The 24878-nt window shown below is 65.5% G+C and carries 30 protein-coding genes and 1 pseudogene; 11 read left to right on the forward strand and 20 right to left on the reverse strand.

Annotated elements, in window-relative coordinates; genetic code table 11:
• Positions 1–4: 4 nt before the first annotated feature.
• From ACVWW1_RS36695 to ACVWW1_RS36710, 4 genes and pseudogenes are all read right to left on the reverse strand, one after another.
• Positions 5–983: pseudogene (locus ACVWW1_RS36695) on the reverse strand (hypothetical protein).
• Between the two features lie 244 nt (positions 984–1227).
• Complete coding sequence (locus ACVWW1_RS36700) at positions 1228–1662, reverse strand: nuclear transport factor 2 family protein (RefSeq protein WP_456659234.1); 435 nt, start codon at positions 1660–1662, stop codon at positions 1228–1230.
• Positions 1663–1955: 293 nt separating this feature from the next.
• Positions 1956–2216, reverse strand: coding sequence for a hypothetical protein (locus ACVWW1_RS36705; RefSeq protein WP_456659235.1), 261 nt, complete (start codon positions 2214–2216; stop codon positions 1956–1958).
• A 126-nt stretch (positions 2217–2342) separates the two neighbouring features.
• On the reverse strand, positions 2343–2786 hold the full coding sequence (locus tag ACVWW1_RS36710) for a nuclear transport factor 2 family protein (protein WP_456659236.1): 444 nt from the start codon (positions 2784–2786) through the stop codon (positions 2343–2345).
• Positions 2787–3137: 351 nt separating this feature from the next.
• Here ACVWW1_RS36710 and ACVWW1_RS36715 point away from each other — a divergent pair, with 351 nt between their 5' ends.
• The 5 genes from ACVWW1_RS36715 (at position 3138) to ACVWW1_RS36735 (ending at position 5030) form a co-directional block, all read left to right on the forward strand.
• Positions 3138–3377, forward strand: coding sequence for a hypothetical protein (locus ACVWW1_RS36715; protein WP_456659237.1), 240 nt, complete (start codon positions 3138–3140; stop codon positions 3375–3377).
• A gap of 81 nt (positions 3378–3458) precedes the next feature.
• Positions 3459–3650: a hypothetical protein gene (locus ACVWW1_RS36720; protein ID WP_456659238.1), complete on the forward strand. Its 192-nt coding sequence runs from the start codon at positions 3459–3461 to the stop codon at positions 3648–3650.
• Positions 3651–3794: 144 nt separating this feature from the next.
• Positions 3795–4181, forward strand: a complete 387-nt coding sequence (locus tag ACVWW1_RS36725) for a hypothetical protein (protein WP_456659239.1) — start codon at positions 3795–3797, stop codon at positions 4179–4181.
• A gap of 45 nt (positions 4182–4226) precedes the next feature.
• Positions 4227–4727 (forward strand): GNAT family N-acetyltransferase, encoded by a 501-nt coding sequence (locus tag ACVWW1_RS36730; RefSeq protein WP_456659240.1) that lies wholly within the window; start codon positions 4227–4229, stop codon positions 4725–4727.
• 108 nt (positions 4728–4835) lie between these two features.
• On the forward strand, positions 4836–5030 hold the full coding sequence (locus ACVWW1_RS36735; protein ID WP_456659241.1) for a hypothetical protein: 195 nt from the start codon (positions 4836–4838) through the stop codon (positions 5028–5030).
• Between the two features lie 26 nt (positions 5031–5056).
• Here the strand turns inward: ACVWW1_RS36735 and ACVWW1_RS36740 are convergent, their stop codons facing one another.
• The 7 genes from ACVWW1_RS36740 to ACVWW1_RS36770 all read right to left on the reverse strand — a co-directional run bounded on the left by ACVWW1_RS36740 (position 5057) and on the right by ACVWW1_RS36770 (position 11413).
• Complete coding sequence (locus ACVWW1_RS36740; protein ID WP_456659242.1) at positions 5057–5473, reverse strand: pyridoxamine 5'-phosphate oxidase family protein; 417 nt, start codon at positions 5471–5473, stop codon at positions 5057–5059.
• A 3-nt stretch (positions 5474–5476) separates the two neighbouring features.
• Entirely contained in the window at positions 5477–8389 is a 2913-nt protein-coding gene (gene uvrB / locus ACVWW1_RS36745) for an excinuclease ABC subunit UvrB (RefSeq protein ID WP_456659243.1), read from the reverse strand.
• A gap of 112 nt (positions 8390–8501) precedes the next feature.
• Positions 8502–8708, reverse strand: a complete 207-nt coding sequence (locus ACVWW1_RS36750) for a hypothetical protein (RefSeq protein WP_456659244.1) — start codon at positions 8706–8708, stop codon at positions 8502–8504.
• Complete coding sequence (locus ACVWW1_RS36755; protein ID WP_456659245.1) at positions 8705–8977, reverse strand: hypothetical protein; 273 nt, start codon at positions 8975–8977, stop codon at positions 8705–8707. Before ACVWW1_RS36755 ends, ACVWW1_RS36750 begins: the two co-directional genes overlap by 4 nt.
• A gap of 319 nt (positions 8978–9296) precedes the next feature.
• Positions 9297–9512: a hypothetical protein gene (locus tag ACVWW1_RS36760; RefSeq protein ID WP_456659246.1), complete on the reverse strand. Its 216-nt coding sequence runs from the start codon at positions 9510–9512 to the stop codon at positions 9297–9299.
• A gap of 13 nt (positions 9513–9525) precedes the next feature.
• Complete coding sequence (locus ACVWW1_RS36765; RefSeq protein WP_456659247.1) at positions 9526–10518, reverse strand: NAD(P)-binding domain-containing protein; 993 nt, start codon at positions 10516–10518, stop codon at positions 9526–9528.
• Positions 10511–11413: a LysR substrate-binding domain-containing protein gene (locus ACVWW1_RS36770; protein WP_456659248.1), complete on the reverse strand. Its 903-nt coding sequence runs from the start codon at positions 11411–11413 to the stop codon at positions 10511–10513. The genes ACVWW1_RS36765 and ACVWW1_RS36770 overlap by 8 nt, the downstream gene beginning before the upstream one ends.
• Before the next feature lie 115 nt (positions 11414–11528).
• Here ACVWW1_RS36770 and ACVWW1_RS36775 point away from each other — a divergent pair, with 115 nt between their 5' ends.
• Complete coding sequence (locus ACVWW1_RS36775; protein WP_456659249.1) at positions 11529–11762, forward strand: hypothetical protein; 234 nt, start codon at positions 11529–11531, stop codon at positions 11760–11762.
• A gap of 27 nt (positions 11763–11789) precedes the next feature.
• Here ACVWW1_RS36775 and ACVWW1_RS36780 read toward each other — a convergent pair whose 3' ends face one another.
• Both ACVWW1_RS36780 and ACVWW1_RS36785 read right to left on the reverse strand, forming a co-directional pair.
• The gene (locus ACVWW1_RS36780; RefSeq protein ID WP_456659250.1) at positions 11790–12443 is read right to left on the reverse strand and encodes an SCO family protein; all 654 of its coding nucleotides are present in this window, start codon (positions 12441–12443) and stop codon (positions 11790–11792) included.
• Positions 12440–13555 carry an MBL fold metallo-hydrolase gene (locus tag ACVWW1_RS36785; RefSeq protein ID WP_456659251.1) on the reverse strand — a complete coding sequence of 372 codons (1116 nt, stop codon included), beginning with the start codon at positions 13553–13555 and terminating at the stop codon, positions 12440–12442. Before ACVWW1_RS36785 ends, ACVWW1_RS36780 begins: the two co-directional genes overlap by 4 nt.
• Before the next feature lie 220 nt (positions 13556–13775).
• On the opposite strand from ACVWW1_RS36785, the gene ACVWW1_RS36790 reads away from it, so the two are divergent.
• A complete protein-coding gene (locus ACVWW1_RS36790; protein ID WP_207835148.1) occupies positions 13776–14483 on the forward strand; it encodes a glutathione S-transferase N-terminal domain-containing protein in 708 nt (235 codons plus the stop codon).
• A 114-nt stretch (positions 14484–14597) separates the two neighbouring features.
• On the opposite strand, the gene ACVWW1_RS36795 is transcribed toward ACVWW1_RS36790, so the two are convergent.
• Complete coding sequence (locus ACVWW1_RS36795) at positions 14598–15389, reverse strand: crotonase/enoyl-CoA hydratase family protein (RefSeq protein ID WP_456659252.1); 792 nt, start codon at positions 15387–15389, stop codon at positions 14598–14600.
• 89 nt (positions 15390–15478) lie between these two features.
• On the opposite strand from ACVWW1_RS36795, the gene ACVWW1_RS36800 reads away from it, so the two are divergent.
• Entirely contained in the window at positions 15479–16075 is a 597-nt protein-coding gene (locus tag ACVWW1_RS36800; protein ID WP_456659253.1) for a TetR/AcrR family transcriptional regulator, read from the forward strand.
• 98 nt (positions 16076–16173) lie between these two features.
• Here ACVWW1_RS36800 and ACVWW1_RS36805 read toward each other — a convergent pair whose 3' ends face one another.
• Positions 16174–16848, reverse strand: coding sequence for an HAD family hydrolase (locus tag ACVWW1_RS36805; RefSeq protein ID WP_456659254.1), 675 nt, complete (start codon positions 16846–16848; stop codon positions 16174–16176).
• Positions 16849–17163: 315 nt separating this feature from the next.
• Between ACVWW1_RS36805 and ACVWW1_RS36810 the strand changes: the two genes are divergently transcribed.
• Both ACVWW1_RS36810 and ACVWW1_RS36815 read left to right on the forward strand, forming a co-directional pair.
• Positions 17164–18744 (forward strand): DUF1800 family protein, encoded by a 1581-nt coding sequence (locus tag ACVWW1_RS36810; RefSeq protein WP_456659255.1) that lies wholly within the window; start codon positions 17164–17166, stop codon positions 18742–18744.
• Positions 18741–19970, forward strand: coding sequence for a DUF1501 domain-containing protein (locus tag ACVWW1_RS36815; protein WP_456659256.1), 1230 nt, complete (start codon positions 18741–18743; stop codon positions 19968–19970). The genes ACVWW1_RS36810 and ACVWW1_RS36815 overlap by 4 nt, the downstream gene beginning before the upstream one ends.
• Positions 19971–20273: 303 nt before the next feature.
• On the opposite strand, the gene ACVWW1_RS36820 is transcribed toward ACVWW1_RS36815, so the two are convergent.
• From ACVWW1_RS36820 to ACVWW1_RS36835, 4 genes are all read right to left on the reverse strand, one after another.
• Positions 20274–21314, reverse strand: coding sequence for an IS110 family RNA-guided transposase (locus ACVWW1_RS36820; RefSeq protein ID WP_456659257.1), 1041 nt, complete (start codon positions 21312–21314; stop codon positions 20274–20276).
• 175 nt (positions 21315–21489) lie between these two features.
• Positions 21490–22431: an aldo/keto reductase gene (locus tag ACVWW1_RS36825; protein WP_456659258.1), complete on the reverse strand. Its 942-nt coding sequence runs from the start codon at positions 22429–22431 to the stop codon at positions 21490–21492.
• A gap of 275 nt (positions 22432–22706) precedes the next feature.
• Positions 22707–23168 (reverse strand): GNAT family N-acetyltransferase, encoded by a 462-nt coding sequence (locus ACVWW1_RS36830; RefSeq protein WP_176533488.1) that lies wholly within the window; start codon positions 23166–23168, stop codon positions 22707–22709.
• A gap of 102 nt (positions 23169–23270) precedes the next feature.
• Complete coding sequence (locus ACVWW1_RS36835) at positions 23271–24086, reverse strand: PAS domain-containing protein (RefSeq protein ID WP_456659259.1); 816 nt, start codon at positions 24084–24086, stop codon at positions 23271–23273.
• 211 nt (positions 24087–24297) lie between these two features.
• Here ACVWW1_RS36835 and ACVWW1_RS36840 point away from each other — a divergent pair, with 211 nt between their 5' ends.
• On the forward strand, positions 24298–24651 hold the full coding sequence (locus tag ACVWW1_RS36840; RefSeq protein WP_207835159.1) for a DMT family protein: 354 nt from the start codon (positions 24298–24300) through the stop codon (positions 24649–24651).
• A gap of 15 nt (positions 24652–24666) precedes the next feature.
• On the opposite strand, the gene ACVWW1_RS36845 is transcribed toward ACVWW1_RS36840, so the two are convergent.
• A complete protein-coding gene (locus ACVWW1_RS36845; RefSeq protein WP_176533486.1) occupies positions 24667–24822 on the reverse strand; it encodes a hypothetical protein in 156 nt (51 codons plus the stop codon).
• Positions 24823–24878 lie beyond the last annotated feature (56 nt).

Genomic DNA, 24878 nt, shown 5'->3' on the forward strand with positions numbered 1-24878 from the left:
TCGTTCACCATGAGCGCTTGTAGCCGGCGCCGATGCTCTTGTTGATCGTGCCCTGGGGGGTCTCGCCGACCGATCCGGAGACGGTGACCGCCGTCGAACAGCTTCTGCTCGGCGCCGACCCGGCGCAGCCATCTGTCCTCGGCGGTCGACAGCGTCTGGCCTGCGGTGATGCTGGTACCGGTGTCGGTAACGGACAGGCGTGCCGACTGATCGGTATCGTAGCTGCGCGACGGGTGGCCGTCGACGCCGGGCACCGGCACCACGCCCTGCTGGATCAAATTGTAGCCGCTCTGCAAGGTCAGCGAATACTGCTCCGACAGCGGCACGGATTTGCTGAGCGAGGTGCCGACCTTGCTCTGGTCGGCGCCCGGATCGACCCGCGCCTCGACCGAGGTCTTGTCCCAGATCGAAGCCACGCCACCCGTCGAGATCGAAGCCCAGGCCGAGCCGCCGGATTGCGGCAGGCTGCCGCCATTGGCGAGCCGCTCCGACAATTGCTCCGACGTCGTCATCGTGCCCTGTTTGGCGACCGTCATGTCGGCGCCGATGCGGGTGTCGAGGAACGGCGAGACCGACTGCTTGACCGACACCGCCGACGAGCCGTTGGTGTTGTTGTTGGTCGACCAGGACGGAACGTTGCCGGCGATGCTGCTGGGTTTGGCCGCACTCTTCGGCGCCAGCGTGGGCAGGCTGGTGGAATCGGTGTCGAGCTGGCTCCAGTCGAGCTTGCTCTGGTCGATGTCCTTCAGGATGTCGGCGTCATTGGCATCGGCCGCCGGCGCCGCCTGGTCGGCCGCAGCCTCTGCATCGTCAGCGGGGGTGCCTTTCACGCTGTCTTGCGCGCTGTCTTTCGCGATGTCCTGGGCGGCGGGAGCGATCGCCCAGGGTGAGGTCTGCCCCGTGGCCGAAAACGCTATCGCCACGCTGAAGCCGGCCGCCAGCACCGGCAGCCTCGTCCAGCCAAATCGTGATGTAGAAGTCATTCCCAGCCCGCAAATTCCAGCGCCGCAACATGCGTTTTTCTTGGCGCAAAATTGTGGCAACGGCGCTGCGAAGGCAACTGATCAACGCGTGATCGTCATGTCCGGGACAAACGCTGAGCGCGTTGGCGTATCGCGCCGCCCGGGCGCGGCCGTTCGGGGCTGGCAAAACAGGCCGCGGCGGCCGGGGCGCCTTGACGCGAAGGCGCGGCCCCGGACATGACGAAGGCGTGAAATCGTGGCGCTGTCAGACCGCGATGCGCGGCAGATGGATCGGGTAACCGACGGTCTGCTCGACCAGGTCGAAACTGTCGACCAGCACGCGGAAGCTCGTGAGCTTTCCGGCCTTGAACTGCGCGAAATGCGCGATCCTGAGCGAGATCGGCTTGTTGGAGCCCAATGCCGTCAGCGAATAGCGCAGCATCGAGGCCGCGGAATCCGCGCCCAGCATGATGGACTCCCGATCGAAGCGGTGAACCCTCAGGTTCTCGCCGATCTGCCTGATCACCTCGAGCACGGCGGCCTTGCCGCGGCGCGAGCCGAAGAAGGAAAACAGGTCGATCGGCCCGTAGATGGCCCATTCGACCTCGTCATCGAGCAGCGGCTCGATGTCTGCAAGCTGGCGTTCGTTGATCGCGCGATGCAATGCGCGCGAAAAACGCCAGAGGCTGTGCTCTGTCATTTTGGTCTCGTCCTGAAACTGGATTTTCAAAGCAAACGAATGGCAGGCGGTCTGCGCCGACGCCCTGCCAGGTTGCTGCACGTCACTATTACGGCCTCAAATAGGGCGGAACGGCGAAAACGCAAATGACTTTTTTGCAATGCACAATTGCGCCGCTTTTGACCGGAATGTGACCGCCCACCCGCAGAACCCGTTCCGATTGCATCGGAACGGGTTCTCGATTCTAGTTTTGACGCGTTTTCTTTACGCGAACCGGTGTCCACTTCGCTCGAAAACGCTCCGGCCACCGCAATTCAGCGGTCGCGCTGTCGCACCGGCTGCCGCTCGATCACGATCTCGGCGTCGCGGATCGCCACCACCGCGAACAGCAGCGCACCGCCGATGCCGCCGATCGCGGCGCCGAGCGGCATGAAGGTGAAAAACACCAGCGTTCCGCTGTCGAGACCTGAAGTTTTGGCCAGTCCGATCCAGGTGAGCCCGGCTCCGATGCCGAGCGCGGCGCCGCCAAGGGCGCCCAGTGCAAGGCCAAGCACAGCGAGCAATGCGACTTTCATGGTGATTTCAGCCCCGACCGCAACAAGCCCAGTGATAGGTCAGCGCCAGGCCTTCGAGGTTCAACGTCGCGGTTGCGAATTTGCGCGGCGGGGGCGCCGCCATGCGTTGTCCGGGTTTTCGGGGTGCTAGTCCGCGTTCTGCCAGGTCAGCGCCGCTGCGACATCACGCTCCAGCAGCTGCTGGACGAGGTCGAATGTGTCGATGATCTCGCGGATCTCGGTGATCTTGCCGTCGCGCAGCGTGTAGAACACCGCGACGTCGAACTGCACGACGCGGGCGTTGTTGCGCTTGCGGAAGAACACCCGGAGCTGCGCCGCGACCTTGTCGCCTTCGGCCACCACCAGCGGCGCCTCGTAGCGCATGTCGGAATAGCGCTCGTGGATCGTGGTCCACATCTGGCGCAGCGCGGCCTTGCCGCGGTGCTGGCCCATATGCGGAAGAATGTCGATCGGGGCGTTGGCGAGAAACGCGACGTCGTCGCTGCAGCGCTCGAGCGCGCCCTCGATGCCGCCGGCATAATAGACGTCGAGGAAGTTCAAGACGCGCTGCCGGTTCAAATCCTCGCCCATGTTCGACTCCGCCGGTTCAGTCCGACTCGCCTTCGACTGGCCCGCATTGTGAACCGAAGCGTTTCACTCTCAAACATATGTTTTGACGCACGAGACGCGATTTGGCTCGGCAACCGGAACGTGCATTGGGGCGCAACATTCATGCGGTTGCTCCGGGGTGCAATCCCGACATGGCAGGAAACTGAACTGATGAAACTGAACTGATCGCGTCTCGACGACGTGAAGCGCGCGGGGGCAGGTGGCCGCGAATTCATGAGAACTCCCCGGACGTTTCACGTTGGCCCTGAAGCGGCGGGAACTCGGCGGGGCGGCTCGGCCGTTGATCCCAGAGAATTCCATTGGAGCCGCATCATGAAATCCTTTCTTCTCGCGTCCGCCATTGCCGTCAGTGCGCTTGCCGCCACCTCGCCCGCCGACGCCAAGGGCTGCATCAAGGGCGCGGTCGTCGGCGGTGTCGCCGGTCATTATGCCGGCCATCACGGCATGCTCGGCGCCGCCGCCGGATGTCTCTACGGCCGCCATCACGCCAAGGAGCAGGAGCGTCAGCGCCAACAGCAGCAGGCGCAGCCCTCGCAGCAGGAAAAGCTGTAAGGCCCGACCAGTTGTGAAGTCTCATTTCCGGGAACGCCGCCCGCACGGGCGGCGTTGTCTCGTTGCGTACCGGAGACGATGATGACGAAGCCACTGAACAAGAACATCCAGCCCGTTCCCGAGGACAACAAGAGCCACAAGGGCCCCGGCAGCGCCCCCGACGTTCCCCTCGACACCACCAAGGGTCATCGTGACGACGAGAAGCACAACATCCGCGAGCAGGCCGCGCACGGCAATCTGATTCAGAACACCAGCAACAGGCGGTCGGGGTAGGGCGCGAGGCGGCGCGGCATATTCCGCGTCGTCCCGGCGAAAGCCGGGACGACGCGGGTCGGCGTGACCTGCGTCACGCCGCAGGCGCGGGCGCGCGGCTAGCGTGGCGGCATCGGATCACCCGATTGAGAAGGGATCGCCGCCATGAACGCCATCGCTGCACCGAAATCATCCGCGCAGAACTGGCTAGAAGGCTTTGCGCTCACCGCCATCCTCCAGGGGCTGCCGACCTTCGCCGCCGCCGTGCTGGTGCTGAAGATCCTCGGCGCTCATGAGATCGTCGGCGAACGTTATGGCGCCGCGATCTTTGTCGTGCTGGCCTCACTCTTCTCTGCCGCGATCTCGCCATTGCTTGCGGCAAAGTTTCCAAAGCGGTTCGCGCACGCCTACGCGCCGATGTTCTTCGACGCCAGCCTGTCGTTGTCCGAGAAGATCGCGCAATGGCGCGCGCAGCCCAGCGTCTCGCGGCAACTTGTGACGACGATGATCATGATGTCGCTGCTGGCGGTCGCGGTGGTCAGCGTGCGGTGAAGCGCCGCCTTGCGCCGCTCCGCCGATCAGCCTTAACCTGCCGGAATGCAGATCAGAGATGAACGTGACGAAGACGCCGCGGCGATCAGCCGCGTCACGGCCGCCGCATTCGCGAACGCACCTCACAGCAGCGGCACCGAAGCCCGCATCGTCGCGGCGCTGCGCCAGGCCGGCGCGCTGACAATCTCGCTGGTGGCAACGTCGGATGACGGACGCATCGTCGGCCACGTCGCCTTCTCGCCGGTGCAAATCGATCGCATGCCCGGTCGCTGGTGCGGCCTCGGCCCGATCTCGGTCACGCCGGAGATGCAACGCCAGGGCATCGGCGGCGCGCTGATCCGTGAGGGACTGGCGCGGCTTGCTGCACTGAATGCCGACGGCTGCGTCCTGCTCGGCGATCCCCTCTACTACAGCCGCTTCGGCTTCGTCACCGATCCCGCGCTGACCTATGGCGGCGAGCCGAGTGCGTATTTTCAGCGGCTGGTGCTGAAGGGGGCGCCGCCGAAGGGCGATGTCAGTTATCATCCGGCATTCGATGTCGCGTGATTTGGTGCCGTTGCGGCGGCCTCCGTTTCCATGACAATCCCTGTCGTGATAACAAGCTGTATCGGCAGGAGCCTGCGGCTTCAGCGAAAGCCATCGCCCGGGGCGAGGATGTCATTCGCGGATCTACACCTTCTGAAGCTGTTCTGGGGCAGGATCTTCGCAGCGATCTTTATTGGTCTTGTCCTGTTATTCGCGAAGAACGCAATTTTCGCGCGCGGCATCAAGTACAACTGGTTTGCCGTCGTGGCATCGTTTCTGGCGATCGGCCTCGCGCTCTATGTGGTGTTCTTTGTCCAGCCATAGCGCTCGCCTGCGATGCGACAGGCAGATTAACTGAGCTGCATCTCCCCAATCCGCGCCGGCACCGCGCCAAAATCACTGAACCTCACCCAGCGCGGCCTCATGCGGACATAGCCGATATTCGGCCAAGTCTCGCGCTCCGGCCCGTCGGGCCAGGTCGCGAAATAGACCTGCTTGCACACAGCCAACTCCGCGCCGGTCGGAAAGTCGGCGACGCCCTCGAGCTGCGCGGTCTGCTCGGCGTCCCAGCCGATCACCAATGCGGCGCGAGGATCGGTGCGGAGGTTCTGGTATTTGCGCGAGGTGGTCAGCGTATCGAAGATGATCTCGAGCTCGTCGCTGATCGCGATGCCGACGACGGCGGCCTGCGGCGCGCCGTCGTGGACCGTGCTGACCACAGCGAGCCGATGCATCCGCAGGAAGGCGAGAAGCTCGGCGCGCGTCATGATCTACCTTTTCTTCCACCCGCCGCGCTTGCCCGGCGCGCCGCCGCTCGACCGCGGCGACGGGCCGAACTCCGGCCCCGACTGCCGTGAGTCGGTCGGCTGGATGATGCGGCTCGTCGTGCCGAACGGCTTGGCCGGCAGCGCGCCGCCGGGGCGGAAGGGCAGCGATTCCGGGCCGTGCATCTCGTCGAGGTCGGGCTTGTGCACCCGTGAGCCGGACTTGCCGCCGCGGCTCGCCTTGAGCGAGGTCTGCGCGGTCTTGTTCTTCAGCGCGGCGACCGGCAGGTTGGCGGCGTCGCCGTATTTTCTGGTGCCGGCATAGGCGCCGGCCTGCTTCTGCACGTTGCGCTGCTTGGCGGTCGGATCGTCGACCACGGCCATCTCGGTGGCGCGCAGCCGTTTGACCTCGTCGCGCAGCCGCGCGGCTTCTTCGAAGTTCAGATCGGCAGCGGCCTCGCGCATCCGTGTTTCGAGGTCGCTCAGCACGGCCTCGAAATTGTGCCCGATCGAGATCACGTCGTCGGCCATGCCGCCGTCGCCGATCTCGACCAGCACATGGTCGCGCTCGTAGACGGAGTTGAGGATGTCGCCGATCGACTTCTTCACGCTCTCCGGCGTGATGCCGTGTTCAGTATTATACTCGACCTGCTTCTCGCGGCGGCGGTTGGTCTCGGCGATGGCGCGCTCCATCGAGCCGGTCATCTGATCGGCATAGAGAATCACCTTGCCGTCGACGTTGCGCGCGGCGCGGCCGATGGTCTGGATCAGCGAGGTCTCGCTGCGCAAAAAGCCTTCCTTGTCGGCGTCGAGGATCGCGACCAGCGCGCATTCGGGAATGTCGAGGCCCTCGCGCAGCAGGTTGATGCCGACCAGCGCGTCGAACGCGCCGAGCCTGAGATCCCGGATGATCTCGATGCGCTCGATGGTGTCGATATCAGAGTGCATGTAACGGACGCGAATGCCCTGCTCATGGAGATATTCCGTGAGGTCCTCCGCCATGCGCTTTGTCAGCACCGTGATCAGCGAGCGATAGCCGGCCTGCGCGGTGGCGCGGACCTCGCCGACGAGGTCGTCGACCTGGGTGCGGGCGGGGCGAATATTTACAGGAGGATCGATCAGCCCGGTCGGTCGGATCACCTGCTCGACGAACACGCCGCCGGACTCGTTGATCTCCCAGCCGCTCGGCGTCGCCGACACCGCGACGGTCTGCGGCCGCATCATGTCCCATTCCTCGAAGCGGAGCGGGCGGTTGTCCATGCAGGAGGGCAGGCGGAAGCCGTATTCGGCCAATGTCGCCTTGCGGCGGAAGTCGCCGCGGAACATGCCGCCGATCTGTGGCACGGTGACGTGGCTTTCGTCGGCGAAAACCAGCGCGTTGTCGGGTACATATTCGAACAGCGTCGGCGGCGGCTCGCCGGGGCGGCGCCCGGTGAGGTAGCGCGAATAATTCTCGATGCCGGCGCAGCTCCCGGTCGCTTCCATCATCTCGAGATCGAAGGTGGTGCGCTGCTCCAGCCGCTGCGCCTCCAGCAGCCGGCCCTGGTCGTTGAGCTGGTCGAGCCGCATCTTCAACTCGCTCTTGATCGACTTGATCGCCTGCACCAGCGTCGGGCGCGGCGTCACATAGTGCGAATTGGCGTACATCTTGATGAATTCGAGCTCGTCCTGCTTGTGGCCGGTGAGCGGATCGAACTCCTCGATGGTCTCGATGGTGTCGCCGAACAGGTTCACGCGCCAGGCGCGGTCCTCATAGTGCGCCGGGAAGATGTCGATGACGTCGCCGCGGACGCGGAAGGTGCCGCGGGTGAAGTCGGCCTGGGTGCGCTTGTATTGCAGCGCGACCAGGTCGGCGATCAGCTGCCGCTGGTCGATGCGCTCGCCCTTCTTCAGCGCGAAGGTCATCGCGGTGTAGGTCTCGACCGAGCCGATACCGTAGATGCAGGACACCGAGGCAACGATGATGACGTCGTCGCGCTCGAGCAGCGCGCGCGTCGCCGAGTGACGCATGCGGTCGATCTGCTCGTTGATCGAGGAATCCTTCTCGATGTAGGTGTCGGTGCGCGGGACGTAGGCTTCCGGCTGGTAGTAGTCGTAATAGCTGACGAAATACTCGACCGCGTTGTCGGGGAAGAAGCTCTTGAACTCGCCATAGAGCTGCGCGGCCAGCGTCTTGTTCGGCGCCAGGATCAGCGCCGGGCGCTGGGTCGCCTCGATCACCTTGGCCATGGTGTAGGTCTTGCCCGAGCCGGTGACGCCGAGCAGCACCTGGGTGCGGTCGTTGCGGTTGATGCCCTCGACCAGCTCCGCGATCGCGGTGGGCTGGTCGCCCTTTGGCTCGTAGGCGGACTTGATCTCGAACCGCACGCCGCCTTCGGATTTCTCCGGGCGCGGCGGCCGGTGCGGGGTCCACACCCGCATCGAGCCGTCATCCCTGCGGAATTCCGGGCGGCCGTCGCGGATCAGGTTCTCCAGCGCGTCGGCGGTCGCCTTGACGCCGAGCGCTTCCATCTTGCTGCGCGGCGGACGGGCGAGCGCTTCGTCGTCGTCCTCGGCGGTCGGCAGGCCGAGCTGCCGCGCCAGTTCCGGATCGAGCGTCGGGATGGTGGCCGAGGTGCCGTAATTGGCCTGCGGGGCTTCCTCGAGGCCGGACGCGTCGCGCCTGGCGACGTCCTCGCTGGTCTCGCGCGTCGACGCCCGCGCGCGATGCGCAGCGGCCTCGCCGCCGGCGCGGCGGTCCCAGGAATTGTCCGGCGGCGGCTGCAGGCCGGTGCCCGAACCCATGCCGGCATCGCCGCGGTTGATCGCGGGATTGAGCAGCTCGGCAAGCGCCGGTCCGATCGGTTGGACCTCGGGTCGGTGTGCCTTTGATTTGGGGGATTTGCCGGGCTTTTTCGGAGTGTTCGGTGTCTTCGCCATGCCGGGAATATGGGACGAGTTCGGCAGCGAGAAAAGGGCAATCGACCGCTGGATTGGGGCACAAGCGAGGCTGCTGACAGCAGGGTGTCAGCAGGCGGCGCATTCGCGGCCGTCAGGCGCGCGGCAGGTCGACGATGTCGAGATGGATCCCGCCGCAGCCGTCGCAGCGCATGGTCCAGTATTCGGCGGCGCGGCCGGGAATCACGCGCAGCAGCGAGAGCCGGGCGGCGCATTCCGGGCAGCTGGTTCTGACCTGCGCCGGCCAGACCGGATCCGGCTCGCATTGCGGGGCGATCGCGACCACGACGTTGCCGGTCACGCCGACGGCATTGTCATGCCATATCGTTGTGGGAACCGGTCGATAGTCCGCTTCGCGTCGTCGATCGCCGCATCCGGATCGGACCACGCAAAGCCGATGTCGAGCATCGGAAACGGCATGCCATCGATGACGACCGGCCTTTGATCGACCCGTTGAATCCTGGCGTGCCATTGCCCCTTCCCCATTTCGAACGACTTGATCTCAAAACCGCTGTAAATCATGGCGACCTCGGGATGCCCCTTCTCATAGGAAGCATGGGCGCGCGGCACCCAATGTGAACCAGATCACAAGTCGCGCGGTTTATTTCCGACGGGCCAAGGAGTTCCAGCTTTTTGTTTTGACACGGTTTCTTCAGGCGAACCGCATCAACGCCCTAACGCATGATGAGATTAGGTCAAGCACGAGCGGCATCGAATGTTCACCTCTCCCTTGGGAGAGGTCGATTTGCGCAGCAAATCGGGTGAGGGGTTACGGTTTATCGAGAGAGCAAGCGCCCTCACCCGGATTGCTTCGCAATCCGACCTCTCCCCGACGGGGAGAGGTGGCCTGAAATCGCGGCAAGCCGATTCAACCCAATCTCATCAAGCGCTAGCTGCGAGCCGCGATGTGATCGGCGAGCACGGCCGCGTCGTCGCCGACGCCCGACAGGAACGAGGATTTCATCTTCGACAGCCATTGCAGGCCGAGAAAATACAGGCCCGGCACGTCGGAGACGCCTTGGCGGTGTCGTGGTGCTCCATCGGCGTCCAGCACCGGTATGTCGATCCAGTTCAGATCGAGCCCATAGCCGGTGGCCCAGATCACGCTGCTGACCCGCTCAGTGCCCAGGTCGATCGTGCGCAGCGGTGCGGTAAGGCACGTCGGATCGGGCAGGCGGAGCGCGCGCCAAGGGATCGTCGGGATGATCGAGGCCGCGTGCCGCGACGAAGTCGTCGACGATCCCGAGAAATGTCGCGTAGTAGGCGTCGCCATTGGCGATGCTGGTGGCAAGATCGGGCGCGATCTCGAGGACGCCGTCGCGCGCCGTCGTCACGCGGCCGAGCAGCGTCACGCCGTCAGCGGCGAAGCGGCGGAAATCGATGGTGCGGCCGCCATGGGCGCCCGTAATCACCGGCAGCAGGCGTGACGGGCCGCGCTGCTCGACCGGCGTCTCGTCGACGCCCATCTCGGCCAGCCACCAGATCAGGTCGCGGCCGCGATAGCGGCGCGGCAGGCGGTTGTGACGCCCGACCGAGAGGAAGACATTGCGGCCGGCGCGCACCAGCTCGTCGCTGATCTGCGCGCCCGAGGCGCCGGCACCGATCACCAGCACCGCACCGTCAGGCAATTGTGTGGGATTTTTGTAATCGCTGGCGTGGACCTGAAACAGGCCGGGATGATCGCCCAGCACGTCGGGCCGCAGCGGCCGCTGATAGGGGCCGGTGGAGATGACGACGTTGCGAGCGGCGATGCGGCCGCCGGCAAATTCGGCGAGGAAGCCATCGGCGTTGCGGCGCAGCTTGGTGACCTCGACGCCGCAGCGGATCGGCGGCGCGACGAAGGCGGCGTAGTCCTCGATGAAGGCGATGATGGAGGCGGTGTCCGAGAAGCCGTCGGGATCGCTGTGCGGAAAGGCAAACTCCGGCAGCCGCACCGACCAGTTCGGAAACTGGAACATCAGGCCGTCCCAGCGTTCGCTGCGCCAGCGCTCGGCGATCCGCCGCCGCTCCAGCACCAGATGGGCGATGCCGCGCTGCTTCAGCCGGTGGCTCATGGTGAGCCCGGCCTGGCCGCCGCCGATCACCAGCGTGTCGATGGTCTCGTCAGGCATTGCGCGCTCCCTTGCGGCGCGCGGCGGGTTCCGCGGCGGCGCGGATGATCCAGCGCCGGAATGCGGCAAAATCGCGCTGCTCGGCGTGGAAGCCGCGATAGACGAGATACCAGCGCATCCCCTTCGGCACGCTGAGTGCAAACGGTGCCACCAGCCGGCCGGCGGCGAGATCGTCATCGATATAGGGCCGGATGCCCATCGCGATCCCGAGCCCGTCGCTCGCTGCCTGCAGCGCCTGGCCGTAGAACTGGAATTCCGGCCCGCGCGCCGTCAGGCGCGGCACGCCCGCGGCCTTCAGCCAGGATGGCCAGTCGTCGGGCGAATGTGCGACGCGTATCAGGCTCGGCCCTTTCAGGTCGGCGGGACGCTTGAGGGTGTTGGCGAGCCGCGCCGTGCACACCGGCATCAGGTCGGCGGCGAACAGCGGCTCGGCGACCAGGCCGGGCCACTGGCCGTCGCCGAGCTGGATGCCGCAGCTCCAATCCTCGGCAAACGGCACCGCCATGCCGCCGGTCGTGATCCGCACCTCGATGTCGGGCTCCACTTTGCGGAATTCGGCGAGGTGCGGGATCATCCATTTCATCGCAAATGTCGGGCCGACGCCGATCGTCAGCACGCGCGCGCTCGCGGACGCCGTGACCTGCGCGGTGAGGCTCGCCAGCGCGTCGAAGATCGGCGTCAGGCCACCCTGATAGGCGCGGCCGGCCTGTGTGGTGACCAGGCGATTGGCCTTGCGCTCGAACAGCGCGACGCCGAGCCGCTCTTCCAAGAGATGCACCATCCGGCTGATCGCTGCGGCCGAGACGTTGAGCTCGCTGCCTGCCGCGGCGAAGCTGCCGGTCCGCGCCGCGGCCTCGAATGCCTTGATGCCGTTGAGAAAGAGCAGCCGCCGCATGAACCCTCAGGAAAACTGATGCAAGGGCAAGATAACTCAGTTTGCCGACAGAGGCCAAGCAGCGCAGAAATACCCCAGACGATTTTGAATCCCTGCTGACCCCGGCGAGGACCAAATGACTGAGACCACCGACGCCCTGGTGCTCGATCTCGTGGAATGGATCGCGCGTGAGCCGCGGCCCTATGCCGAGGTGCTCGAGGTCTGGCGCACCTCATGCCCGCGGCTGACGATCTGGGAGGATGCTGTGGACCGCGGCTACGTCGCGCGCCGCCCCTCGGTCGAGGGCATGCGGGTGATGGTGACGGAAACCGGCGAGACGTTTTTGCGGGCGCATGGGCGGATGCATTGATGCAACGCCGAACTCATCGCCGCGCAACTAACGCGCTGGCTCGGCGAGCCGCGGCCGGATGATCTCGACCATGCGGTCGGCCGACGTGCCCGGCGGAAAGAAACCGAGATAGTTGCCGTCGCGGTCCATCAGATAAATGTAGGCGGTGTGATCGACGGTGTAGTCGCCGTCCTTGAGCGGCACCCGGGTATAGTAGACCTTGTAGGCATCCGCCACCTTGCGGATCGCATCATCGCTGCCGGTCAGCCCGATCAGCCGCGGGTGAAACAGCGGCACGTACTCCGCGAGATGGGCAGCGGTGTCGCGCTCGGGATCGACCGTGATGAAGATCGGTTGCACCTGGTCGCCGTCAGGGCCGAGCTTGTCGAGCGCGAGCGCGATCGCCTGCAGATCGGTCGGACAGACGTCGGGGCAGTAAGTGAAGCCGAAATAAACCAGCATCAGACTGCCGCGGAACTCCTTGTCGGTGCGCGCATGGCCGGCCTGATCGGTGAGCGCGAACGGACCGCCGACCGGCTCCCTGTTCCACATCAGGATGTCCATGATCTCGGCGGCCGAGCGCGCCGATTGTGGTGGCGCATCGCCGGCCAGCGCGGCCGCCAGCGTCAGCCACAGGCCGGCGCCGGCGCAAGCCAGGCCCGCGCCAGCGCACGCAATGACGCGCAGGAGCGGCGCGATCATATGCCGAAGGAGAGGCGGCTGCCGGTTGTCGTGACCAGCACCTTGTCGCCCATCTGCGCGGTCGCCTCCTGCACGAAGTTGAGCCCGGAGCAATGCATCGGGATCAGCACGTCGGGGTCGAGCTTCTTGATCTCGGCGACGACCTCGGTGAGGTAGTCCTTCGGCGCCGGCCCGAGATGGAAGCCGCCGACGATTGCGTGCACCTTCTGGATGCCGGAGACCTCCTGCGCCTGCTTCACCGAATTGACGATGCCGACATGGCCGCAGGACGAGATCACGACCAGGCCGAAGTCCCGCACGTTGAAGCAGGTGGCGTGCTCGTGGATGTGCTCGTCGGGCACGATCTTGCCGTCCAGCTCGGCCGGCAGATAGTGGCTGGCGTTGCAGCCGAGCCCGTCCTTCATGCCGAACTCGACCCAGGTCTGCGGCAGCACGCGCTCGATGCTGCGGCGGGTGATCTTGCCGGTCGTGAAGGCGTGGCCTGCGATCACGGTCGGGGTCTCGCACAGCACCGTGGTGACGCGTTGCGCCGCGAGCTGGCGGCGGTCCAGCGTGCCGAAATCAGTGAACTGGCCCTTGGTCGGCGTCGCGCTGACGCGGTGGCAGAAATTGTCCTCGCCGCCGGCATAGAGCTTCACGTCGGCCGGCAGTCTGTCGCGGAATTTGTCGAGGAAGCCGTTGAGGCCGCCGAAATGGTCGTAGTGCCCATGGCTCACGATCAACGCATCGAGCTTGGCAGGATCGACGCCGACGAGTTCCATGTTGTTGATCAGCACCTCGGGCGTGTAGCCGTAATCCAGCATCAAGGTGCGCTGCTTGCCGGCGGCTTCCGATTCCAGCCACAGCGACAGGCCCCATTCATTGTGCAGCGATTTGCGGAAGTCGGCGCCGCGCGCCGCCGGCGCGATCGAGACGCCGTTAGCCTGTTTTGGCTTGAAGAAGATGTCGAAGCTGGAATCGACCAGCACGCGGATCGACAGCTTGTCGACGGTCGGCACCTCGATCGGTGCGGCGCTCGCGATCTCGACGCAGGAGAATGCGCCCGCGGCGGCGGCGCCGGCGATCGCCGCCGAGCCTTTCAGGAAATCACGTCGTGCCAAATCCCGTGTCATCATTATCCCCCAAGTTTTGAAAATTCTTCAATGCGAACCGCGCGGAGCCTAGGTGCTATCGGGGCGCAGCTCAATCGCGCGCTTGCGTCGTTTGCAGATCACATTCGCGCGCGGTGCAATGCGCGCGCCATTGACTTGGGTGCGGTTATGCGCGCAACTTCATGCATTCGCATCTTTCTCGTGATGCGCCAGCAATCCCCGGAAATGCAGGATCACGCCCATGATCGATCTCCACTACTGGTCCACGCCGAACGGCCACAAGATCACGATGTTCCTCGAAGAGACCGGATTGGAATACAAGGTTTTCCCGGTGAACATCGGCAAGGGCGATCAGTTCAAGCCGGATTTCCTGCAGGTCGCGCCGAACAACCGCATCCCGGCGATCGTCGATCACGCGCCGAAGGGCGGCGGCAAGCCGATCTCTCTGTTCGAATCCGGCGCGATCCTGCTCTATCTCGCCGAGAAGACCGGAAAATTCCTGGCCGAAGATCTCTACGGCCGCTATGACGCGATCCAGTGGACCTTCTGGCAGATGGGCGGGCTCGGGCCGATGGCCGGGCAGAACCATCACTTCCGCAACTATGCTGTCGAGAAGCTGCCTTACGCGATCGACCGCTATGTCAACGAGACCAACCGGCTCTACGGTGTGCTCAACAAGCGGCTCGCCGACCGCGAATTCATCGCCGGCGACTATTCGATCGCCGACATGGCGAGCTATCCCTGGGTCGTGCCCTATAAGAACCAGGGCCAGGAGATCGACGACTTCCCGCATCTGAAGCGCTGGCTGGAGACGATCGGCAAGCGCCCGGCGACCGAGCGCGCCTATGCCAAGGCCAAGGAGGTCAATCCGAATTTCGGCCAGCCCGCGATCCGCACCGAGGAAGAGCGTAAGCTGCTGTTCGGGCAGACCGCGGCGGTCGTGCGGTAGGGCTATCCACCGTCATTGCGAGCGAAGCGAAGCAATCTATCTCTCCGGCCTAACGGATGGATGGATTGCTTCGTCGCTTCGCTCCTCGCAATGACGACGCGGAGCGAGCGAGGGCTACGCCCCGACATACTTCGCCGGCCGCCGCTCCTTCCACGCCGCGAGCCCCTCGGCGAGGTCGCAGCTCGGCACCAGCGCGGCGAACTGCTCGCTCTCGACCAGCAGGCCCTCGGCAGTCGACATGTTGAGCCCGCGCGTCACCGCGGTGATGGTGCCGGCGACGGCACCGGGCGAATGCCTGACGATGCGGCCGGCGAGCTCGCGCGCGGCTGCCAGCAATTGATCGTGCGGCACGATCCGGTTGATCAGCCCGATCTCGCGCGCGTGCTCGGGCGGGAACGGATCGCCGGCCAGCAGCAGCTCGAGGGCGCGCTTGCGTCCCGCCAGCCGCGGCAGCCGCTGGGTGCCGCCGAAGGTCGGGGGCATGCCGAGCCTGATCTCGGGTTTTGCAAACAGCGCGCGGTCGCTGGCAATGGCGAGATGCACGGCTTCGGTGATCTCGCAGCCGCCGCCGAAGGCGAGCCCGTTGACCGCGGCGATGACCGGCTTCTTGAACGCTTCGAGCCGTGCGGTCATGGCCTGGCCGCGGCGGACGAAGTCGCGCACTGCGACCGCTGCGCCTTGCTTGACGCTTTCCGAAAATTCCTTGATGTCGGCGCCCGCCGAGAAGGCGCGTTCGCCGGCGCCGGTCAGGATCACGGCGCGCACGCCGGCGTCGCCCTCGATGCGGTCGAGCGCCGCCATCAACTGATCGATCAGCTGGTAATTGAGCGCGTTGAGCTGCGCGGGGCGGTTCAGGGTGATCAGGGCGATCCCGTCGTCGATGGCGAGCAGGATGGGGTCGGGCATGGCGCAGTCTCCGGCATGGGTATTCGTGGGACCGAACCTAAAGGCTGCCCGAATTTGTGTATATTCACTGGTGCGTATACATACGACGGATGCCCAGACCCTCCGAGCCCACCCGCGAGCGCATTATCCAGGCGGCGAATTCGCTGTTCTACAGTGAAGGCATCCGCCGCGTCAGCGTCGACGAGGTGGCCGCCAAGGCCGGCCTCACCAAGCGCACGCTGTATTATCACTTCAAGAGCAAGGACGACCTGGTCGCCGCCTATCTCGCCGCGCGCGACCAGCCCAATCTCGCGCTGTTCCGAAAATGGTTCGCGGAGGCCGATGGCGCGCTGCCGGTGAAGGTCGAGGCGATCTTCAAGAACCTCGCACGCTCGGCGCGGCATCCGAAATGGAAGGGCTGCGGCTTCCTGCGCACCTCGGCCGAGCTCGCCAACATGCCCGGGCATCCCGCGATCCGGATCGGCGCCGCGCACAAGAAGAAGTTCGAGGACTGGCTGCGTGCGACCTTCGCGGAGCAGGGTATCGCTGATCCGCTGAAGCTGGCGCGCCAGATCCTGCTGCTGCTGGATGGATCATTCGCCGTCGTGCTGCTGCATCGCGACGCCAGCTACATGGAGACGGCCGGCGAGGCCGCGCGCACGCTGATCGAGATGGCGCTGGCGAAGCCGGGGCGGAGACGGGGGTAGTCGATTAGTCTGCGTCATTGCGAGCGAAGCGAAACAATCGATCTCGCCACATGTGGAGGCATGGATTGCTTCGTCGCTTCGCTCCTCGCAATGATGGCTTATAGCGCGCCGCGCTCCTGCAGCAGCGCCAGCACCGCGTTGAGGTCGGGCAGCACAGCCGCACATTTCGCGCGCGTCTCGTCGGTCGGCGGCGTCATGTCGGGTACCATCAGCGTGATCGCGCCGGCGGCGTGGGCGGCGGTTACGCCGTGGTTGGAGTCTTCCACGGCGATGCAGGCCGCCGGCGTCACGTCGAGGCGTGCGGCCGCCTTCAGATAGAGTTCCGGGTTCGGCTTGCCGTGGGTCACGTCGTCGAGCGTCAGCAGCGTGTCGAAGCGGTCGCGGATCCCGGCGAGCGTGAGATGGCGCTCGGCCGTGCGGCGGGATGACGAGGTCACGATCGCGGTCCGGCGGTCGGCGACGGCAAGACCGTCGAGCAGCGCGATCGTGCCGGGCTTCAGCGGCAGGCCGGCGTCAAACATGCGATCGCGGGTCACAACGAAGGCGCGATTGACCTCGGCGAGCGGAAACGCCGCGCCGTAATGATCGCGCAGCATCGCTTCGCAGACCGGGCCGGGAAGCCCGACCATGGAATGGCACAGCGCGACGACGCCGTCGGTGTAGCCGCATGCATTCAGCGCCGCGACCAGGCTGTCGAAATAGACCTTCTCGGTGTCGAGCAGCGTGCCGTCCATGTCGAGCAGGACGGCGTCGACGGTCCAGGGTGCGTTCACGTGGTGCTCGCTGCTGTCTGCTGTTCCGCCAGCTTCCGCAAGCATGCGGGGCAGAGGCAGTCGCTGCTGTCGGTCGGCATCGGCAGGCGAAAGCTTTCGTCGGAACACCAGCACGATCCCGTGAGCGAGCAGGAGAATTCGCTGCCGCATGCCGTGCAGGCAAGCCGGCGCGGAGCAGCTGGTTCGGAACGATCGTGCGACGTGAGGTCCATTCTAACCGCGATTTAATGCGCGAATTAATCTCGGGTTCATCCCGGACCGCGCTATGATGCCGGGCAACTGATATAGCCGGGATAGGCCGTTAAGGGAATTCTGATGGCCCGTGATTCGCAAGCCGCGCTGATTGCTCTCAACCGGTTTGGATTTGGCGCCCGCGGCGGGGCGGCCGGCGACTTCATCAACGCAGCCTCCGATCCGCGCGGTTTCGTGCTGGCGGAACTGGCGCGTCCGAACGGCGCGCTGCTCGAAGTGCCGGGCCTGCTCTCGACGCCGGAGCTCGGCAAGCAGGTGTTCGACTATCAGTTCGAGATCCAGCAGGCGCGCAATGCCGCGAAAGCCGCGCAGCAAGGCGCGAGCGAGACGCCGCAGGGGCCAGACGCGAAGCCGCAGCAGCGGCGCAATCTGTCGCTATCGACCGCCGCCAAGGAGATCGCAGGCAAGGATCTGGCGATGCAGCCGCAGGCCGCAGACAGCGCCAATGCGGCAATGACGCCGTCCGCGACGATGCAGCCTCCGACGATGCAGACGGTGGCCGGTCCGCCCAAGCCGCCGGCGCAACCGCTCAACATCATCCAGAAGACGTTCCGCGCCGAGGCGCTGGCGCGGTTGCAACGCGGCGTGGTCGCCGATTGTGGTTTCGTCGAGCGGCTCGTGGTGTTCTGGTCCAACCACTTCTGCATCTCCGCCAACAAGGGCGCGCTGGCGCGGATGTGGGCCGGCTCGTTCGAACGCGAGGCGATCCGCCCCCATGTGCTCGGCCGCTTCGGCGACATGCTGAAGACTGTCGAGCAGCATCCAGCGATGCTGTTCTTCCTCGACAACCAGCAATCGCTCGGGCCGGAGTCACATGCCGGCATCAATCGCAGCCGCGGCCTGAACGAGAATCTGGCGCGCGAGATCATGGAGCTGCATACGCTCGGCGTCGGCGGCGGCTACACCCAGGACGACGTGACGGCGCTGGCACGGGTCATCACCGGCTGGACCTTTGCCGGCCGCCGGGGCCAGCTAGGTGCGCCCGGCAGCTTCGTGTTCAATGCCAATGCGCACCAGCCCGGGCCGCAGCAGGTGCTGGGCAAGACCTACGCGCAGGCCGGCCTCGCACAGGGCGAGGCTGTGCTATCAGACATCGCGCGGCATCCCTCGACCGCGAAATTCATCGCGACCAAATTTGCCCGTCACTTCGCCGCCGACGATCCGCCGCCGGCGCTGGTGGCGAAGCTGCAGGACACCTTCACCAGGACCGACGGCGATCTCAGGGCGCTGGCCACCGCGCTCGTTCAGTCGAACGAGGCGTGGCAGGCGCCGCTGACGAAGATGCGCTCGCCTTATGAATTCCTGCTCGCCTCCGGCCGGCTGCTGGCACGCAATCCGGAGGATCCGGGCCGCTATCTCAACGGTCTCAACGTGCTCGGCCAACCGCTGTGGTCGCCGGCCGGGCCGAACGGCTTTCCGGATACCGCTGCGGCATGGGCCGCGCCTGAGGGCATCAAGCTCAGGCTCGACATCTCGGCGCAGCTTGCCTCGCAACTGGCCGACCGGTTCGACCCGCGCGACCTGCTCGAGCTGACTGCGGCGGATGCCGCTTCGGTCGAGACGCGGCGCACCATCGAGCGCGCTGAATCGCGGCAGCAGGCGCTGGCGCTGCTGCTGATGTCGCCGGAATTCCAGAGGAGATGACCATGGATTGCTCCGAGAGCTTGATGCTGCAGGCGACGTCGCGGCGCGCGCTGCTGCTCGGCGGCGCCTCCTTTGCCGCCTGGGCCTATCTGCCGAAATTCGCGCGCGCGGCCGATGGCCGCGATCCGCGCTTCGTCACCATCATCCTGCGCGGCGCGCTCGATGGCCTTGCCACCGTGGCGCCGGTCGGCGACCCGGATTATGCCGGCCTGCACGGCGCGATCGCGCTGAAAGCCGACGGACCGAACGCGGCCGTGATGCTCGATCCCTTCTTCGGCCTGCATCCGGCGATGCCGGAATTCGCGCGGATGTATCGCGCCAAGCAGGCCGCGGTGGTTCATGCGGTTGCGACCTCCTATCGCGATCGCTCGCATTTCGACGGCCAGGATGTGCTGGAGAGCGGCTTCCCCGGGCCCGGCCGGGTGCAGTCGGGCTGGCTCAACCGCGCGCTCGAAGCCTTGCCAAGGGGTGAGCGGGTGACGAGCGCGCTCGCCGTCGGTCCAACCACGCCGCTGGTGCTGCGCGGCGCAGCGCCGACCGTCGGCTGGGCGCCGACTGCGCTGCCGCAGGCCGCCGACGACACCGCAATGCGGCTGCTGGATCTCTACCAGCACGGCGATCCGACGCTGGCGAGCGCGCTGACGCAAGGCTTGCAGCTCGAGAAGCAGGCGCAGGGCGACGAGATGAAGCCGCAGCCCGGCGGTGGCGGCGTCGCGGCGATGCGGCTGGTGGCGCGCGGCGCCGCCAAATTGATGGCGGCGGATGACGGCCCGCGGATCGGTGCGCTGGCCTTCGACGGCTGGGACACCCATGCCAATGAAGGCGGACCGGTCGGCCGGCTTGCGCAGCTGCTCGGCGGTCTCGACGGCGCGCTGGCGGAATTTCAGAGCGGCTTAGGTGCGCGCTGGCGCGACACCGTGATCATGGTCGCCACCGAGTTCGGCCGCACCGCGCGCATCAACGGCACCGAGGGCACCGACCACGGCACCGGCACCATCGCGCTGCTCGCCGGCGGCGCGGTGGACGGCGGCCGCATGATCACCGACTGGCCGGGCCTGAAGCCCGCCAACCTCTACCAGGCCCGCGACCTCGCCCCGACCACTGACCTGCGCGCCGTGATCAAGGGCGTGCTGCACGACCAGTTCGGCCTCGGCGAGCGCGTGCTGGCCGACGCGGTGTTCCCGGACAGCGCCCCGGTGAAGCCGATGAAGGGGCTGGTGGCCTAGCGGCGATCACATACTCGGTGTCGTCCCGGCGAAGGCCGGGACCCATATGTGGACGGCCCCCGTGGCACAAGAGCTTTCTGGGATTGATCGGATCGCTTGCATCCATATGTCCGGCCTGTTGAGTGCGATCGAATGGATCGCTGGCCAAGATGGTTTGCGCGATGCGAGTTCCAAACAACCACGCGACCTGTTGACGGCCGATGGGTCCCACGGATTGTCTCGCATCGTTGCTCGATCGATCGCTCCATCTGCTCTTGCAGCTCCGGGTCGGCTGACGAGCGAGCCCGCCAGCCGGCCAATCTGTTAAGCGGTACCCGTCGTCGCGGCATTCAGCCGTGCGGCGTCATAACTCTCACCCGTCACCATCAGCTTCCAGACGATGCGCGCCACCTTGTTGGCGAGCGCTACGGCCGCAAGCTTCGGCGGCTTACGCTTGATCAGCGCCAGCAGCCAGCGCGAGTGATGACCGCGCCCCCGCCTGGCCTGCTGGATCACCGCCGTGGCCCCGACGACCAGCAGACGGCGCAGGTCCTCATCGCTCGCCCGGGTAATCTTGCCGAGCCTGGTCTTGCCTGCGGTGGAATGGTCCTTGGGTGTCAATCCCAGCCAAGCCGCAAAGTGACGACCGGAGCGGAACGCGCCCGGATCAGGTGTCTTCATCACCAGCATCGTTGCAATGATCGGACCGACCGAGGGGATCTGAGCCAGGCGCCGGCCCGTGGCATCGCCGCGGTGCCAGGCCATCAGCCTGGCCTCAACCACCTCCAACTCGCCCTCGAGCCTGACGCACTCCCGGCCCAGCACGACAAACAGCTCGCGCGCCAGAGCGGGAAGCGTCTCGTCCTGCGCGATCCGCGCCAGCAGTGGTTCGATCGCCTCCAGTCCCTTGGGCGCGATCAGGCCATACTCCGCCGCATGGCCGCGGATCGTGTTGGTCAATTGGGTGCGCCGGGCGATCAGTCCGTCGCGGACCCCCATCAGCATCAGCGCAGCCTGCTGCTCGGCCGTCTTCACCGGCACAAAGCGCATGCTCGGCCGGCTCATCGCCTCACACAGGCCTTCTGCATCACGCCCGTCATTCTTGTTCCGCATCACGTAGGGCTTCACCAATTGCGGCGCCATCAGCTTCACCTCGTGACCGAGCCTGGAAAGCTCGCGCGCCCAATATTGCGACGCCCCGCAGGCCTCCATCCCGATCACCGTCGGCGGCAATTTGGCGAAGAACTCCAGCACGAGTTTGCGCGAAAGCTTCTTGCGTAAGACCGGCTGCTCGGACGCATCAACCCCATGCAGCACAAAAATATGCTTCGACGTATCCATCCCAATGCGGATAATCTGGTTCACGGACGGCTCCCATGTCTGAGATTTGCAACAACCTCATTCTGGCACACTGATGCCGTAGGGGGCCGTCCACACCATCAACCACAGGCGAGCATTGTTGGAATACGCTGGAGCCACGCATGCCATAACCGCACACTTGTGGTTATGGGTCCGGCCTTCGCCGGGACGACGCAAGTAACTACCCCTTCGTAATCCGATCGATCTCCGCCATCTCCTCCGCACTCAGCTTCCAGCTGATCGCCTTGACGTTCTGCTCGACCTGTTCGACGCGCGTCGCGCCGGCGATGACGCTTGCGACTTGCGGGCTGGCGGCGAGCCAGGAGAAGGCGAGCTCGAGCATGGTGTGGCCGCGCTCCTGTGCAAAGGCCTGCAGCTTCTCGACGATGTCCTCGTTGCGCGGTGTGACGTAGCGGTCCTTTAAGGCCGGCGCCTTGGCGAAACGGGTGTCGGCGGGCGCGGCAGCGCCGCGCTGGTATTTTCCGGTCAGAAGACCGCTGGCGAGTGGGAAGAACGGCAGCAGGCCGAGATTGTATTGCTGTGCGGCAGGCAAGAGATCCTTCTCGATGCCGCGCACCACGAGGCTGTATTCGTCCTGGCAGGACACGAAGCGGTTCACGTTTAGCTCGCGCGCGACGTATTCGGCCTCCGTGATCCGCCACGCCGGGAAGTTCGAGTTGCCGATGTAGCGCACCTTGCCCTGGCGCACGAGATCGTCGAGTGCGCGCAGCGTCTCGTCGATCGGGGTCAGCGGATCATAATCGTGCTGCTGGTAGAGATCGATGTAGTCGGTCTTCAGGCGGGTGAGGCTCGCTTCGACCGCGGACATGATGTAGCGCCGCGAGGCGCCCTGCCTGGTGCCGTCGGTCGCCATTGGCTTGGAGAATTTCGTGGCGAGCACGATGTCCTTGCGGCGATCGCCCAGCACGGTGCCGAGCACGGTCTCCGAGCCGCCCATGCCCGCATAGATGTCGGCGGTATCGAACAGGGTGATGCCGAGATCGATCGCCTTGTGAATCACCTTGCGCGAGGTTTCCAGATCGGTGCGCTGGCCGAAATTGTTGCAGCCGATGCCGACCGCGGACACGCGCAGGCCGGAGCCGCCGAGATTACGAATTTCCATGAGACAATCCTGTGGGATAGGCGAGGGATGCCGTGCATTGTGACAAGCACGCCGAGGGGCGGCAAGGTGCCGCCCTACCGCCGATCACGCATGGCACCTATCACGGACGGCAATGTCACAAAAAAAGCGGTCCCGGTCAGACGCGGCGACTGACGGGGACCGCTCGGGGCGAAGATCTGAGACGGGGGGCCTGATCTTACGCAAGCGGAAGCCTAGCCGGGCTTTGTAACGCGCCGGTGACATCTCCATTCCATCCACAGGCCGCGCAGGCGCGCTCAGATGATCTTGCGATAGATGACGAAGCCGGGCTTGTCCGCGACCTTGTCATAAAGCTGCATCGCGGTGTGGTTGGTCTCGTGCGTCTGCCAGTAGACGCGCGGCGATCCGACGAGTTTCGCCTGCGCGTAGACGCCGTTGATCAAGGCGCGGCCGACGCCCTTGCCGCGCGCGGCCTCACTGGTGAAGAGATCCTGCAGATAGCAGGTGGGCGCGATCGCCGTGGTCGAGCGGTGAAACAGATAATGCGTCAGCCCGAGCAGCGTGCCGCCGGCGTCGGCGACCAGCGCATGCACCGGCTCGTAGGCATCGAAGAAGCGCTGCCACGTCATCGCGGTGATCTCGGGCGCGAGCGCGGTCGGTCCTGACCGTTCATAGAAGGCGTTGTAGCCGTCCCATAGAGGGAGCCACTGGGCGTAATCGTCGCGCGTGACGAAGCGGATGGTGACGTCGTCGGACATGAGCGAACCTTGGATGATCCCGCGTTGCACGATGTCTGCGCATCGCTCGCGAAAGTTCTACCGTCGCTATCTCGCGGGATCAATTGCGGAGGTGGTCGCGCCTCATTCGGCGGCGCGCAGCAGCCGCGCCAGATGGCGTTCGCGCCCGGCGCGCTGCGCGCGATATTCGTCGGCCTTCGCCGGATCGTCGGTGTGCCGCACAAGGTCGGTCACCGGCGTATAGCTCAGCATGCGACCGCCGTCGGGCAGCGCCGTGCAGCTGAAGCGCAGCACTTGGCCGTCGGCGAGATTGAGGTTGATCGGCGTGGAATCGCCTGATCGCATCATCGCGATGCGCTCGGCGATGAACGCGCTCAGCTCGTCTTCCGGCAATTCGTAGGCGCCGGTGTCGCGGCCATGATACATCAGTGCGACGAACGGCGGCTTGCTGTCGGCCTGCGCGTCTGAGAGCGCGAAATATTCGCGGAAAGCGCGGTTGATGAATTCGGCGCGGGTGTCGGCGTCGAGCAGCACGATGCCGATGTCGACCTGGTCGAGCGCGGCGGCGAGCCGCTCCGAGGTGGCGTGATGCTGCTGGTCCGCGGCAAAGGCGTCGATCCATTTCTGCCGCAGCATTCCGGTGATCAGGGCGGTGCCGGCCGCGGTCGCGGCCAGCATCAGCATCCGCGCGACGTCGGCGGCGTCGTAGCCGGGCAGCGCGCGATGATCGAGGAAGAACAGCGCCGAGGCGGCCACCGCGATTGCCGCGGAGATCAGCCCGGAGCTGATGCCGCTGATTGAACTGGCGAGCGCCACGATGCAGACGAACAGCGGCGCCGGATTGGGGACGGGGAAAAGGAGACGGTCGATCAGGAACGCGGCAAGCGCCGTGATCGCCGTCAGGGCCGGACCTGAAATTGCACGCCAATCAAACCGCATGCGCGTTCTCGCTATCTGTCAAACAAACGATAAAGCGGTAGTTTGACGACAGCTCCGCAACGGTGCCGGGATTTCCGCCCCGACCGTTAAGCCGGCCTTGCGCGAGCAGAACCAGCTTTCGCTGCTTTCAAATCAAATGATATGCAGATCGGCATGGAACCCGGTTCCGGGCCTGCGGGTTACCGCGTGCTTTGCTTGAAAGAGGACATCGATGCCCGCCATTTCGCCTTCGCTGCTGCCGATCCTGATGCTGTTTGCCTCGAACGTCTTCATGACCTTCGCCTGGTACGGCCATCTCAAGTACAAGGATCATTCGCTCCCCATCGTCATCATGGTGAGCTGGGGCATCGCCTTCTTCGAATACTGGCTGGCGGTGCCGGCCAATCGCTGGGGCAGCGAGGTCTATAGCGCGGCGCAGCTCAAGACCATGCAGGAGGTGATCACGCTGGTCGTGTTCGCCGGCTTCTCGGTGTTGTATCTGAAGGAGCCGCTGGGCTGGAATCACGCGCTCGGATTTGCCTTCATCGCCGCCGGCGCGTTCTTCATCTTCCACAAATGGAGCTAGCGCGCTTGCGCTAGTCTAGCGGTGCGGGGCCGGTTTGGCGGCAGGCGTCGTGACGTGCGCCGGGTGCGCGCGGTCTTCGCCCTGCGTGCCGGTCACGATCAGGAGCGAGGCCGCAAGCAGGATCGCCGCCGACAGCGTCACGGTCACAAGTCCGACGGGGGTCTTCATCATGTCGCGCCGCTGTCTCTCCCGCGCCTTGCCGCGGATCAGGTGCCAAATGGAAATTG

This window comes from Bradyrhizobium sp. JR3.5, assembly GCF_054057015.1.